Genomic DNA, 13601 nt, shown 5'->3' with positions numbered 1-13601 from the left:
TGAGGAGTATCAGGTGTGGTAGAACATATCTTCTGCGCGCAGCTCTCAGAGGAGCGCCAGGTACCCTTTCACGGCCTGGCGCCACTGGCAAGGATCTGGGTGCTGGTGGAATATACAGGGGCCTGGGAACGATCAGCAGTGCTCTTTAATGATCTGCCGGAGCCGGCCCGACGCTGGCTGGCCGAGCTTGCCCTCAGTTATGAAACCAGGCAGAGTATGGCGGTCTTTATCAGACGCGGACCACGCAGCAGCGGTCCGCTGCGCTGCTTCGTGGCGATTACCCGGCCCGAGCGCCAGACGCTCTACGCTTTTCAGCTTGCCAGCTACCAGGAGCTGCCACAGCTTCCGCTGGCCGAGCTAGAGCAGGGAGCTCCCGCCTACGACAGCTACCTGAGCGCCGAGCCGCTCTATCTGGTCTGCACCCACGGCAAACATGATCAGTGCTGCGCCAAATTCGGCATGCCCATCTATCGGGAAGCGGCCCGTCTGGCCAGGGAACAGGTCTGGCAATGCAGCCACATCGGGGGCGACCAGTTTGCCGCCAATCTGGTCTGTCTGCCGCACGGCATCTACTATAGCCGCGTCAAGGTGCCCGAGGTGGCGGCTATTCTGGAGGCCGACCGCCAGGGAAAGCTCTACCTGGAGAAATGCCGTGGGCGCGTAGTCTATCCTCAACCTGTCCAGGCCGCCGAACATTACCTGCGGCAGCGCACGGGCCACCAGGAGCTAGAGGCGTTTATCCTTTTAAAGGCGCGTCAGGATGGAGCTTATCATCGGGTGCTCTTCCGCTCGCGCATTGACGGCACCTTGCATAGCCTGCGCCTGGTGGAGCAGCAGCATCCACTCGCCGCCGTCGAGGGCTGCCGCTGCAATCTGAGCGGCAAACTGCTGCGGCAAGAGTACTGCCTGCTTGAACACCGGATCTATGTGCCGCAAGCGTCGCAGGCAGTCGTTAGCTAATCAGCCAGACGACTGCACTCCCTCTCTCACTCAGCTCTCTCGGAACTCCTTCTTCTCTTCCCTCGCCACCGGCCTGGGACAGGCCCAGTGGCCGAGGGGAGAGAGGAGGGGAGAGAACAAGAGAATACACCCCCATCAGAGAGAATCAACCAATAAGGCTGGCCCTTTCCCTCTGGCACGGCCAGCCTCACGGTCTCTTTCCTGCTTTCCAAACTGTTCTTCCCAGGCCAGGCTTCAAGGCATCTTAGCTATAGCCCACGTAGTAAGGGTGACGGCGCGTTGCCAACCAGGCCCCAAAGAGAGCGGCCAGTCCCTCCAGCAGGCCGAGCAAGAGCATAAAGATGATGGTGACCACAATTCCGCCAATGACGCCACCAAAGGTCACATTGCCACTGGCGGGGGCATTGCTGGGGAAACCAGGAATATAGCGCGGCAAGAAGATCGCTCCCAGATAGTAGAGCACGCCAGCCACCAGACCCGCCAGAAAGCCCAGGCTCCGCTGGACTGCCAGCTTGCCGACGATAAAGCCCGCTACGGCGCAGATCACCAGGCTGATGAAAATGACCAGGCCGCAGAGCGTTGTGATCGACACCGCCAGCTGATAGGCATTCTGACTGGCAAGTCGCTCCGCATTGGCGAAGAGCGGGGCATTCAACAGCACAAGGGCGATATTCACGGCGGCACAGAGGATTCCGGCTACCACTCCCACGATCAGAGTTGGCAGCAGACGGCCTCTGGGCAGCTCCGGCTCGCTCGGCTCTTCGCGCTGGTGCAGGCGACGGCGCTCCTCGCACTCCTCATCATCTTCTTCGCTTTGATCTGGCAAAGGTGCAATATGATGGCGATGCCGACTGTGATGCTCCCCTTCCTCATCCCGATCCCACTCATCATTCTCGTGCTGGTGTAAAGGATAGCGCTGCTCCGACTCGTTCATTGACGGCCTACTCCCTTTTTGACTGATCGATCCTCATTTGCTGGTTGTTTGAGGGTTGGCATCGGGAATGTGGGCAAAGACTGCCGGATAGGTATTGATCACCTGCCACCTGTTAATGGGCCAGTAGACTGCAATGGCCTTGCCAACGATATAATTGCGTGGGACTACACCCCAATTGCGCGAATCGTCGCTATCGGGGCGGTTATCGCCCATCACAAAGTACTGATCTTTGCCCAACCTCCAGATATTGGCGATGGCATTGTAGGGGGCCTTGACATATGGTTCATTGAGCAGGACGCCATTGACCCAGACATGGGTACTATCCGTCCGAATGACATCACCGGGAATGCCAATAATACGCTTGATAAAGTCCTGGCGTGTATCCAGTGGCCAATGGAAGACAATCACATCCCCACGCTCGGGCGGATGAAAGAGATAGGCCAGCTTGTTGACAATGACATTTTCGCCATCGACCAGCGTAGGCTGCATGCTCACATTTTCCACGTGGTAGTTTTGGATGGCAAGGCGCGTTGCCAGGAAGAGGATCAGCGCCAGGGCAATGACCTCTAGAATATCTCGGGCAAGATGTGCTCGTTTCAAGACCGTTACCTCGCCTGTTCCGATCACTGCATGCGGGAGAACCAGCGCCGGCTCGTGCGCTCGCTTCGCTGGTGGCGCGCCTGTCTGGTCAGACGCCTCAGTCAGCCAAGCCGGTACCAGGCCAGGCCGGTTTGGTTCTCCGGCAGAAGCTGGCTCCTGCACTCTATCACTCTGTCTGGGCACATTATAGCGAAAGATCGGCAGCGGCCCTCACCTTACCCCTTGACCAGAGGAGAAAGCAGCCCAATGGTACCAGCTTGCTCGTCTGCCAGTAACCCACCAGGGCCGCCGACAGGCCACATCACCGTTGTACCCGCCTCACGCCCGCCCCCACACACCCAGGACCGGGCCTATCACTCAAACACACTGCAGCGCAGGGAAAGGAGTCTGACCTGACCTGACCGGACCTCTAAGCCTCACCCTGGCCTGACAGAGCCACTATTCCTCTCTCCTCCGCAGACAGCGCCTCTGTCGAGATCTCGCTGGCCAGCTGCTCGAAGGAGAGAACAGGCGGACAGACAGGCAGACAGACAAGGCAGACTCCTCCCCTGCTCTTACTGAGAAGCGGGCTGAACTGGGATCAGCGAGGCGCCAGCACTGGCTCGACTATCCTCCTGCCTGGTTAGCCTGCGCTCTTCAGCCTTCCTATGATAGCACGGGTTGCAGACTCTTACCAGCTGCGCACAATGAGGTGCCCGGCGGCTACAGCATGGACAATATCGGCGCGGCTCACAATCCCAACCAGACGGCCATTTTCAACGACGGGGACACGCTTGATCTTGCGTTCGGAGAGCAAAGCGGCAATCTCTTCCAGGGGAGTTTCCTCGGAGACAACAATCAGCTCATGGCTCATGATGTCGGCAACGCGCAAGCCTTCACGATTGACCTTGCTGATGATATCGGCTTCCGTGACCATGCCAATCAGCCTGCCGTCTCCATCGACAACTGGTGCGCCACTGATGCGCTTCTGATCCAGCAGCCGGGCTGCTTCCTGAGCGCTCGCCTCGGGTCGAATGGTGTAGACCGTGCGAGTCATGATGTCTCTGGCGATCATTGAGCACTCTCCTCTGCTGCTCTGCTGACAAAACGATGCACACGAACGGGAAGACGCCCCCTCGCCTGACTTAGAAGGAGGACGGCGATACCACAACGTATCAGCGTCTCCCCTCACTACCCTGTGATGACAAGCCGAGATGCTGACGCGATGCTAACGAAAGGTCGAGTAGCAACAAGGTCTTTTTGCCCACCCCACTGGCGGCAAGAGAGACGAGCACCACACAACGGCGCCTGACAGGCAGGAAGCAGAGCTGAGACGGCCCGGCCAGACTCTCTTCCACGGCAAGCGTAGTTCAGGTCGAAACGGACAGTCTCCTGAAGCCAGGCGACCGCCAGTGGCGGAGACTGCCCGCCCCTTCTGTCTCGCCAGGCCTGATGGACGAATCATGAGGCTGAGGCCCAGGCCCAGACTGAATCTGTCGACCTGGCCGTTTGGCTTGATTGACGGCCTGCCATAGCTCGATGAGCCGGGTCAGCCGGCCCCGTTGTCGTCTGCACCCTACCTGGTTCCCCTGGCTGCTCCCCCGCTTGATACATTACCATACCGGGCGGCAGAGAAGCGAGGGTCTCTGCACCTACCCCCACCCGGGCGGACAGACCCTGATAGCAGTCAGGCGGCTACCAGCGAAAGCTCTCATAGAGCTTGACGAGATGCCGGGCGTAGTCGCTCCAGCCAGCGACAGCCTCTAGCTGCGGTTCGGCACAGGCGGTACGTAGCAGATCCTGGACCACGCCCGAACGTACCTCACCCAGCGCCCGCTCCAGATCAGCTTCATCAGCGGCATGGTAGAAAACCACGGCCTGTGAGGCCGGCAGATCGGCGAAAGAGGGGAGCGCGGGGGCTACGACAGCTCGACCATAGGAGAGGGCCAGCAGCGCCAACTCAACATTGCCTGCCCGCAGATGCGAGCGCTGTGGCAGAACCACGGCATCGGCAGCTCCCAGATAGAGCGGAATATCTTCATCGAGCGGTGGCCGGAGAAAGAGATGTAACATGGGCATACGCGCCGCCAGTCGTAACAGGCGTGTGGGGCGAGGACGATCAGCCGGGGTCCCAACAAGCAGCAGGTGCGGCCCCTGAGAGACATCGCCTGGCACGGGCATGAGCCTTTCCCAGAGGCGGCGAAAGCTCTCGCAGAGGCTGAGAACCTCCTCCTCACTGTGCCAGGCGGCAAAGCAGAGATAGACATAGGGAACGGAAGCCGGAATTCCAAGACGACGATAGGCTTCGACCCGCGGCAGGGGCGCGGCATAGTAGCCGCGAAAGCCAGCCGGGGGAAGGCCCTGGGTTCGCTCCTGGAGAGACCGCTCAGGATAGAAATCTTCGATGCGCCGGGTGGGAACCAGGATGGTCTGAGCCTGATGCAGCAGATAGCGCTCCAGCCAGCGCCGCAGCAGTGGGCGGAGACCGCGTGCGCTATGCCACCAGCCCCCACTGTCGGCAATGACCAGCGGTAACCCCAGGCGGCGCGCGAGCCAGAGGCGCAGCAGCAGATTGAGACCGCGCCGCAATGGCAGGCACCAGGCCCCTGGACGCTGCAACTGCACGATGCCACAAGCCTGGCCATCCAGGCCGCGGTGACGCCAGAGCCAGGTCAGAGAGAGATTGGCCCGCTCGACCTGACAGGCCAAACCCTCACGCCGCAGTGCCTGCGCTAACAAGAGGGTGGCCGCTTCACACTGCGGCGCCATGACCAGCAATACCGCCAGGCTGCCTTCTTGGGGTAGCGGACGCCAGAGCAAGCTCAGGCGCTGCAGGAAGCGCCCCCAGCAGCGCAGGCTCTCCATCGTCAGATACAGGTGCTGCGCCGATGTACCACGCGCGATCAGCAGATGAGGCTGTTCCCAAAGCCAGAGGCGCGCAAGATGCCTTAGATCAGTGAGTAAAGCTCTCCAGGAAAGACAGGCGTTGCGCTCCTCGGCCCGCTGCGCGAGAGCGGCGCTCAGTTCCATGAGCACCTCAGAACGACCCTGCCAGTAGGCATGGCCGATAAAAAAGGTGCGGCAGAGGCGCGCAGCATGGGCCCGGTGGGCCACCAGGGCCCGCGGCTCATACCAGAGCGCATAGCCGGCAGCATGGAGCCGCCGACAGAGATCTTCTACGCCCAGCCGCGTCGGAACCGCCAGACGCTTGTCGAGCAGCGGTGAGAAGCCCCCAACCGCTCGCAAGGCGGCAACCTTCACAGAAAAGCTGCAGCTGCCCAAACTTTGGGGGGCCCTCAGCTGCTGGCGCTCGCCCGCAGGAGCAAAATAGCCGAGCACGGGCAGTAGCTCATCGGTCAGCCAGTAGGGACGAGGCGCCTCCCAATAGAGTTCAATCCGCCCTCCGACGGCATCGGCGCCGGTCTCGGCATACGCCTGCAGCAGATACTCCAGGAAGCGCGGTGAGGCGAGGGCGTCGTCGTCAAGGAAAACGGCAATCTCTCCTCGCGCGACCTGGAGCCCTGCATTGCGCGCATAGGCCAGACCATTGCGCCGCTCGCTCAGACAACGCACCTGCCAGTCGCGCTCATCTGGCGCCCGCGCTTGCAGGTAGCGCTGCAGCACAGCAGGTGTGCCATCCCGCGAGCCATTGTCGACCACAATCACCTCGTAGAGATGGCGCGCCAGCGTCTGACGCCGCAGGCTGGCCAGCGCCGAGAGCACGAGGTTGCATCGGTTATAGGTACAGAGAATAACGCTCAGCTGAGGGGAGCGACCCTTGCCACGCTCGTTCCCTCCCACTTGCTTATGCTGCATAGCCTCCTCCCTCTTGCCTGGTCCTGGAGGCCAGGCCCCTGCGCTTGCCCTCTGCTCTTCTGCTCACTTCAAGCTGAAGGAGAACAATGGAGAAGAGACAGCGATGGACCCCACAGCCAGCCAGGCACGGGCGGTGCGCCGCTCGCCCGTGCGCCCGACCCGGCCCAGTCAGGCCCGCTCTCCTGCTCCTGCAATGATGGCCTCAATATGACAACAAACCTGCTCTATCCACTCCGGTTCCAGGGCAATCTCCCCCTCGCACGGCTCATCCGTTTCCCAGAGGCTGCCCACGAAGACAGGCTCAGCGCTCTCTTCGTTGCGCACCAGGCGCTGAGCGGCCTCCTCGCTGGTCGCGGGTGCCGGCTGACAAGTCGCCAGCTCGCCCTCTTCGACTCGTGCAAAGACGCTGGCATCGGGAACCATGCCCTGGTCCGGGGCTAGCATTGGACTCCAGCGAATTTTCCATCCAATGAGATAATCATTCATGCTCCCTGCTACCTCCCAACAGCTCCTTCTCGCCTGCTTCCTTAGCTTTAGCCTGGCTATCTGCCGGCCTCACGCTGCTTTGCCACAGGCACGGGCCTGGCTTAGGAAGGGGCGGCCATGATCAGCTCAGCCTGTGAGCGTTCGTTCGCACGCAAGGGGAGAAAGGGAAGCTCTGACCTGGCCGCCGTATACCTGCCACAGTATGGCATGCCCCCTGCAGTCTTGAGAAGAGACGTTTAGTTGTGATCAGGTAATATCTCATGCTTTCCGGTTAACAATAGAAAACAGGAAATACATATTTTTCTTTACTTTAAGTAAGTTATTTTAACTGCTCCTCTACCAGAATAGATAACCACTATTTTCACGAAAATAGTATACTACATACGCGGCATGTATCGCATGCCTGGCCCCGTCGTAGACGGGCAGGCGCGTGGCAGGAAGCTGGCGCCTGTAGAGGAGGATAATGTGAAGGACGAGGAGCACACAGGATCGCGAGATCGAGAGGCCACCCTCACATCGGCAGCGGCCAGCCCAGGCGAGACGACGGAGGAAGAGCCATTTGCCCTGATCCATCTTCAGACAAGCGAGCAGTCAGCAGCGGCACTGGAGCGAGCCGTGCGGCGTATCCGGCAGCAGATTCGCGCCAGAGATCAGATTTTCTCTCTAGAGGGCGAGTGTGCCCTGCTGCTGCGTTCAGCCACGCTGGCGGGAGCGGAGGCTGTGATGCAGCGTCTGCGTCCGCTGCTGGCCGATGTCGAGCACAGCGCACGCTGTCTTGCCGGAGAGGCAGCGCGTCAATTTTTACGCGAGCTACAACGGCGACAGCCACGCCTGATCGAAGGAGATCGAGACCCGCAGGGCTTCAGCCAGACCAGGCCGAGCGAGGAAGTGGCAGTGTCCGAGGAGGATCAAGCTCAGGCCGAAAGTCAGCTGCCCTACCTCGCCTTCCTCTCCAGCTATCCCTCGCTGCGCCTGCTCCATCTGCTGCCCTATGAGCTGGCCCAGCGGTATCGCTGTGTCCCCATTGGGGCCGAGCGAGGGACCCTGACCCTGGCCACAGCACGCCGGCTTGATCGTGCCATTCTGGATCATTTGCAAACAGTGACGCAGCGCGCCATCTTTCAGGTGCGTTGCGAGCCAGAGATGATCAGCGAGATTCTCCACTACTGGGAGCAACAGCAGCGGCGACTCTTAGCCGACCAGCCACAAGAGAACCCGGCCCGATGACGACCGGGCCAAGCATCTCGGCGAGAGAGAGAAGGTGAAAAGCTATGACACAAGTGGTCATCCTGGGATTCGATGGTCTGGACGCAGACCTCCTACGAGTCTATGGTCCGGCCCTGCCTCATCTGCGGCGCCTCATGCTGGAGTCGCCTTTCCTCGAACTCACCTCTAGCATCCCGCCGGACACTTATCCGGCCTGGGGCAGCCTCTACACCGGTCTGAACCCCGCCAACCACGGCCTGCTCTCTCTTCCTATCAGCGGCCAGGAGCCAGCAGGCCACGACGCAGGCGAGCCGCTCGCCCTCACCTGCGGCACCACCTTTTGGGATCTGGCCAGCGCCAGCGGCAAGCGGATCTGCGTGCTCAACCCCTATCTGGCCTATCCCGCCTGGCCTGTCAACGGTGTCATGCTGGCACTCTCGCCACACGATGGCAGCATGAGCATTACCCCCGAAGAGTACGAGCTAAGCCTGGCCTTTCCTGCCCTGCCACGGCTGGCTGAACAGGCTGCGCGGCGCGAGCAGTTGCGGACCTTTTACCACGAGCTGGTGAGCTGCACCCTCCAACAGGCCGCCCTTGGCCTGGAACTACTGCAACAAGAGCGCTGGGATCTCTTCTTCTTGCAGCTCAATGCGCTGGACGTGGTCCAGCACCTTTTCTGGCACTACAGCGATCTCAGTGATCCTGCCTACCCAGGGCAGAGTGAGCATCTAACACGCATCCAAAGCTTCTATCGTCTCTGTGATCACATCGTAGGCGAAATACGGGCAGCGCTGCCAGCCGAGAGCATACTGCTCGTTGTCAGCGCCTATGGTCACGGGCGCCGCAGCCATCAACGGGTACATCTCAACGAGTGGCTACGGAGACAAGGCCTGCTCGTGGTCCAGCGCCGTAGCCCACGACTACTAGAGCGCCCTCTTTCGGCACGCTCGCGCGGCTACCTGGCCTCCGACGAGTTGCTGGCCCACGCCGGTCTTGCGGTGCGCGAACATCAGCCGCCAGCGCGCTCGCGGTCCCACCTCATCGATGAAGAGCGCTCTCTGGCGCGCGCCTTTAGCCTGGGAGGCGATGGGCCATTCGGCGGTGTGACCCTCAATCGTCAGGGCCTCGAAGAACAAGGTCGAGACTACGAGGAGGTGCGCACGAGTTTGCAGCAAGAGATCCACGGTCTACGCTCGCGCGGTTGCCCGTTGCTCCGCTGGGTACGCAAACGCGAGGAAGTCTATCAGGGCAGCTATTTGGAGCGGCTGCCGGATCTTCTGTTCGAACTCCAGAGCGATTTCGCGATCGGTGACGACTTATATGTGCCGCTGCTGACAACGCAGGCGGCGAGGCGTGCTATCTCGGGGACCCATCGTAAAGATGGCGTTTTACTCATCGGTAACCTCCTCCACCATGAGCCAAAAGTGAACGATATGCACGAGATTACTGTGATGGACGTCGCTCCTACGGTGCTCAGTCTGCTCGGGATCAACAACGCAGTACGCTTCGATGGCCAGCCGCTCCTCACGCTCAGGACCGCCGGGTCGCTGTCGTGAAATAGCCCTCCGAGAGCGGACGAGAGGCGACCACATGGTCGCTCGCATCGCTCATGAGGGCCTGACGCAGATTGGAGAGGGCGCTCTGGATACGCTTCTTCAGCGTATTCTCGGAGATGTGCAAGGCGCGAGCCATTTCCGGTAAGGTCATACCGCTGTAGTAGTGCAAGACAATAGCGACACGTTGCTTGGTAGGCAACTCCTCGACGGCCCGCGCCAGATCCCAACTGCGCTCAATCGAGCCTTTGTGCAGCTCGGCGGTGCGGGCCAGCAGGTCCGTCTCCAGATCGCAGAGCGCCTGGCGCAGGAAGGCACTGGAGCGTGCCAGACGACGCTTGAAGCTGATGCACTGATTCACCACAATACGCACCAGCCAGGGGCGCAAAGCTCCGGCTTCACGCAGATCAGCGAGGTGATGCCATGCTTGAATGAGCGCGTCTTGTACGATGTCCTCAGCAGCGTCTCGATCACCCACGATCATGAAGGCCGTTCGCAACATCAGCGAGCTGTACTGCAGGGCAATGTCGCTGAAGGCGTCTCCATCACCACGCAGCACCCGTGTAATGAGTAGCTGCTGCTGGTCAGCCTGCCCCTCTCGCTCACTGCTTGCTGGCTCTTCTCCGGGGAAACCTTGCGCGGGCGCAGACAACAGCGGCCCCACAGCGGGCCCCATCGCCGCCGGTCCCGCTGTGGCAAGCTGGCATTCTTGATACACCGTGAGTGAGAGCATGGTCTATTTAACCTCCTGCGTATGCAAACCACATACAGATATATAACATAGTATATACAATAAAGCAAGGGATGCATACCTATAATTGTCTGTATAGAAAACCTTTGTATAAAGTTGAGCATACTTTTTGTGTTCATCGTGTAGACAATCACCTGACAGCCCGCTCAGCGGTCCACCAGCATCCTTGACACACCAGGGAAACAAGAGGAGACAACAGACGCCATTCCCCGTCAGGCGTCAGTGCCCGCTCTCTCTGGTGAGCGCCAGAACCACCTCACGCGATGGCCGGTCACGCCGCGCTTCTCCACGTGGCTTTTACCGCCGACAGAGAGGAAAGCTGCTGAGCAGTGGAAGCGACAACAGGCGAGCAAAGTCTTGAGGAAGATCGCAGGCAGGCAGACAGACAGACAGGCAGACAGACAGGCAGCAGAGACTGGCATTGGAGACGATTTTAATGAGGAGGTTCGTTCTTCCTACAACGGGAGAGAGCCACGGGCGGCAGCCAGCACTGCTGCGCGGCCCTGCTGCTGTTCCAGCGTTAAAAAGCGTTGGAGGCCTTGACCATAGAGATCTCGACGACGCAGCAAGCGCCGGGCCATGCGCTCCTCACCAAGGGCTTGCAAGACATGGTAGGCCGTCCACTCAGCAAAGCCTTCACCTACCACTAGCGGCAGCCCCTCCAGGCCCTGCCAGGCTTGCCAGGCATGAGCCAGCTCATGGGCCACTACCGCTTGAAAGAGATCGCGCGGCAAATAGTGCTCGATGTAGATATCCTGCTCCCGGCCCTGCTGCAAAAAAATGCCAAGCAAGTGTGGGTCGCCGACCCCTCCTTCCTCACCAGGCTGCAAGCTGCTCTGACGCTGCTGATGCAGCTCCTGTAGCAGCGCGCGCTCGCAAAGGTGGAGACGGGGGAGAGCAGGCAGCGTCAGCCCCGGTTCTTGCGGCAGCAGGAGAAAAATGCGCTGATAGAGTGGCGCCGCCTCATCCGGGCTATGCACAGCCTCAGCCCAACAGGCGGCGCAGCGGCGTGATTCGCCATGTCGCCCAGGCAGCAAGCGCCCCTGCTCATTTAAAGGCGCCTGGCAGACATCGCAGCGGGGACGCTCCTCCAGGCAGCGCTGGCAATACCGGAGCGGCGAGTCTCCGATCACATAAGCGGCCTCCAGCAAGGCCCGACCGCAGCAGGCACAGAAGGCTACCTGGGCGCGACACGTGGGGCAGAGGAGCGCTCCACCCACCTGCTCTAGATGCCGCCCTGGCAGACCACAACGCTGACAGCGCGGCGCTGTGCCTTCGCAGGCCGGGCAGATGACCAGCCCGTTGGGATAAATCAGATAGCGCCCTACCAGCGCCAGCGGGGTTCCACAGAGGTGGCAAAAGCGGGGGTACCTGCGGCTCATGACGCTTCGGTTTCACTGTATAGCACTTCAGAGTTAGAGCAGATGATCCGAGGCCGAGGGGGCCGGCGGCACCTCAACAGAGCCGTGGATGCTGGTGGTCTGCTGACGATCATCCTCTCTATCTTCTCCGCTGCTGCTCTCCACCAGCCTTCCCGTTGGTTTCCCTCCATTGGCACCGCTGGCCCTGTTCGCCTCCCCGGGACCCTCCGTCATCGACGGAGTCGGCGCGCCCGGCGCGGTTGCTTCCGCTTTCACGGGAAAGGAGGTCGGCGCTGGCAAGGGCACTGGTGGCTCTTCAAATTGCTCAGGATTCAGGCTGCGCCACTCTTGCCAGATAGCCACCAGCAGCGCCTGCAGCACGCCCGCCAGGGGCGCAGCAAAAATGGCTCCAATCACCCCGAATAGCTCGGCCCCAGCCAACAGGGCAAAGAGAGAAACGACCGGGTGCAGACCAACGGCTCGCCCGACGATGCGCGGCCCGATGACATCTCCTTCGACGATATGCACCCCGATGAAGTAGGCCAGCACCAGCACCGCCGTTAGCCAGCCCTGGCTCAGGGCGATGAGCACACAGATCGCTCCCGAGGTGAGTGTCCCCAAGACCGGAATAAACTCCAGCAGGAAGGCCAGCACGCCCAGTAAGACCGCATAGGGAACCTGCAGGATGAACATCCCCAGGCCGACCAGCACTCCGACCAGCGCCGAGAGCAGCAGCTGACCACGGATATAGCCCCCCACCACTCGCTCGACCGTATCCAGAAAGAAACGGGTCCGCGCCCGCTGCCGCGTCGGTACGCCGCGCTGCAACCAGCGCACGACATGCTCGCCATCGATGAGCAGGTAGATGCTCAGCACCATCACAATGACGATGTCGAGGATACCCTCGAAGACGCCGGTGACAATCGGTAAGGCGCTGGTGGCTATGTTCTCCAACTGGTTAAAGAGCTGCTGGCGCAGATCGCTTAATTGGCTTGCACTGATGCCAAAACGATTCAGAATCTCTTCCAGGGGAGTCACCGAGCCACCCGGCCTCGGAGTCAGCATCTGCTGTACATAATGCGCCAGGGAGAGGATCTGCGCGATCGTGGTTGTGATCACAAAGTAGAGAAGAACACTTAGCCCGCCAAGCACTACAAGATAGACCAGCAGAATAGCCACGAGCCGCGGCATAAAGCGTTCCAATAAGCGCACCGCAGGAGCAATTGCATAGGCCAGCAAAGCGGCGATCACCAGCATGAGCAGCGAGTGCGCAATATGGCTGATGCCCCACAAGGCCAGAACGGCGAGGGCCGTCCAGGCTAGAATCGCCAGCGGGATATCACGCCGGCGTGTCCAGCGGGCGGCGGAGCGCATTTCTTCTTCTAGCGATGTTTTGCCGGCTGGTTCGAACGTTGCTCTACCGGTGGGATCAGTGCTTGCGCCAGTCGACATCGATGGTGGTGCCCCTTTCTTTACAGTCTTGCTTGCTTGACAGGATCAGTTGGCTACTCCCCCACCAATCTGCAGACCGGAGCTTCTCGGAAACGCTCTCCGCTCCAGTCAGGCTCTGTGGTCCTCAAACCACAATCAGTCTTTCTAAGAGTATTACACCTCTGTGGAGCTGTATACCACAATACAGGCTCGGGGAAGACTCACATCAGATAGAAAACGCATCTACTTGGTATACGACAGAGCCAGCCAATCGTTTCGGACGTTTTTCTCGCGGTAATCCACCACTTTCGGGTTGTGCGTTCGGCCTGCTCCTTCTCGTCTTCTGGAACCAGGTTCCTCAGTCTATTGTTCCTCACCGCCGGCCAGGAGAAACAAAGGCAAACAAAAAAGGAGAGGCGCTCTTGCCTCTCCGACTGGCTGGGGTGCAGGGATTCGAACCCCGATTGGCCGATCCAGAGTCGGCAGTCCTACCGTTGAACGACACCCCAACAGGCTGGTTTGCC

11 protein-coding genes and 1 tRNA gene are annotated in these 13601 nt (G+C 60.4%); 3 read left to right on the top strand and 9 right to left on the bottom strand.

The window, feature by feature from the left end:
- Positions 1-15: 15 nt before the first annotated feature.
- Positions 16-960, top strand: a complete 945-nt coding sequence (locus tag A4R35_RS15185) for a sucrase ferredoxin (RefSeq protein ID WP_112430781.1) — start codon at positions 16-18, stop codon at positions 958-960.
- 244 nt (positions 961-1204) lie between these two features.
- On the opposite strand, the gene A4R35_RS15180 is transcribed toward A4R35_RS15185, so the two are convergent.
- From A4R35_RS15180 to A4R35_RS15160, 5 genes are all read right to left on the bottom strand, one after another.
- The gene (locus A4R35_RS15180; RefSeq protein ID WP_112430779.1) at positions 1205-1894 is read right to left on the bottom strand and encodes a YrzE family protein; all 690 of its coding nucleotides are present in this window, start codon (positions 1892-1894) and stop codon (positions 1205-1207) included.
- A 33-nt stretch (positions 1895-1927) separates the two neighbouring features.
- Positions 1928-2494, bottom strand: coding sequence for a signal peptidase I (gene lepB, locus A4R35_RS15175; RefSeq protein WP_112434228.1), 567 nt, complete (start codon positions 2492-2494; stop codon positions 1928-1930).
- Between the two features lie 670 nt (positions 2495-3164).
- Positions 3165-3548 (bottom strand): CBS domain-containing protein, encoded by a 384-nt coding sequence (locus tag A4R35_RS15170; RefSeq protein WP_112430777.1) that lies wholly within the window; start codon positions 3546-3548, stop codon positions 3165-3167.
- Positions 3549-4168: 620 nt separating this feature from the next.
- The gene (locus tag A4R35_RS15165; RefSeq protein ID WP_112430775.1) at positions 4169-6289 is read right to left on the bottom strand and encodes a glycosyltransferase; all 2121 of its coding nucleotides are present in this window, start codon (positions 6287-6289) and stop codon (positions 4169-4171) included.
- A gap of 168 nt (positions 6290-6457) precedes the next feature.
- Positions 6458-6775, bottom strand: coding sequence for a hypothetical protein (locus A4R35_RS15160; RefSeq protein WP_112430773.1), 318 nt, complete (start codon positions 6773-6775; stop codon positions 6458-6460).
- A 465-nt stretch (positions 6776-7240) separates the two neighbouring features.
- Between A4R35_RS15160 and A4R35_RS15155 the strand changes: the two genes are divergently transcribed.
- Positions 7241-8002, top strand: a complete 762-nt coding sequence (locus A4R35_RS15155; RefSeq protein WP_189361854.1) for a GspE/PulE/PilB domain-containing protein — start codon at positions 7241-7243, stop codon at positions 8000-8002.
- 44 nt (positions 8003-8046) lie between these two features.
- Positions 8047-9537 (top strand): alkaline phosphatase family protein, encoded by a 1491-nt coding sequence (locus A4R35_RS15150; protein ID WP_112430770.1) that lies wholly within the window; start codon positions 8047-8049, stop codon positions 9535-9537.
- Here the strand turns inward: A4R35_RS15150 and A4R35_RS15145 are convergent.
- The 4 genes from A4R35_RS15145 to A4R35_RS15130 form a co-directional block, all read right to left on the bottom strand.
- Positions 9512-10267: an RNA polymerase sigma factor gene (locus tag A4R35_RS15145; protein WP_112430768.1), complete on the bottom strand. Its 756-nt coding sequence runs from the start codon at positions 10265-10267 to the stop codon at positions 9512-9514. The genes A4R35_RS15150 and A4R35_RS15145 overlap by 26 nt on opposite strands.
- A gap of 473 nt (positions 10268-10740) precedes the next feature.
- Entirely contained in the window at positions 10741-11667 is a 927-nt protein-coding gene (locus A4R35_RS15140; RefSeq protein WP_112430766.1) for a protein DA1, read from the bottom strand.
- A 33-nt stretch (positions 11668-11700) separates the two neighbouring features.
- Positions 11701-13098 (bottom strand): AI-2E family transporter, encoded by a 1398-nt coding sequence (locus tag A4R35_RS15135; protein ID WP_223258351.1) that lies wholly within the window; start codon positions 13096-13098, stop codon positions 11701-11703.
- Positions 13099-13512: 414 nt separating this feature from the next.
- Positions 13513-13586: transfer RNA gene (locus A4R35_RS15130), tRNA-Gln, on the bottom strand.
- Between the last annotated feature and the right edge of the window lie 15 nt (positions 13587-13601).

Source organism: Thermogemmatispora tikiterensis, from assembly GCF_003268475.1.
GTDB lineage: Bacteria > Chloroflexota > Ktedonobacteria > Ktedonobacterales > Ktedonobacteraceae > Thermogemmatispora > Thermogemmatispora tikiterensis.
Note: the sequence above shows the minus strand (reverse complement) of the source record. Positions and strands in the feature narration are given on the sequence as shown.

Bases quoted from the DNA above. Each gene is read 5' to 3' on its own strand.
- A4R35_RS15180 (WP_112430779.1), bottom strand. From the start codon at position 1,894: ATGAACGAGTCGGAGCAGCGCTATCCTTTACACCAGCACGAGAATGAT.
- A4R35_RS15170 (WP_112430777.1), bottom strand. From the start codon at position 3,548: ATGATCGCCAGAGACATCATGACTCGCACGGTCTACACCATTCGACCC.
- A4R35_RS15165 (WP_112430775.1), bottom strand. From the start codon at position 6,289: ATGCAGCATAAGCAAGTGGGAGGGAACGAGCGTGGCAAGGGTCGCTCC.
- A4R35_RS15160 (WP_112430773.1), bottom strand. From the start codon at position 6,775: ATGAATGATTATCTCATTGGATGGAAAATTCGCTGGAGTCCAATGCTA.
- A4R35_RS15150 (WP_112430770.1), top strand. From the start codon at position 8,047: ATGACACAAGTGGTCATCCTGGGATTCGATGGTCTGGACGCAGACCTC.
- A4R35_RS15145 (WP_112430768.1), bottom strand. From the start codon at position 10,267: ATGCTCTCACTCACGGTGTATCAAGAATGCCAGCTTGCCACAGCGGGA.
- A4R35_RS15140 (WP_112430766.1), bottom strand. From the start codon at position 11,667: ATGAGCCGCAGGTACCCCCGCTTTTGCCACCTCTGTGGAACCCCGCTG.
- A4R35_RS15135 (WP_223258351.1), bottom strand. From the start codon at position 13,098: ATGTCGACTGGCGCAAGCACTGATCCCACCGGTAGAGCAACGTTCGAA.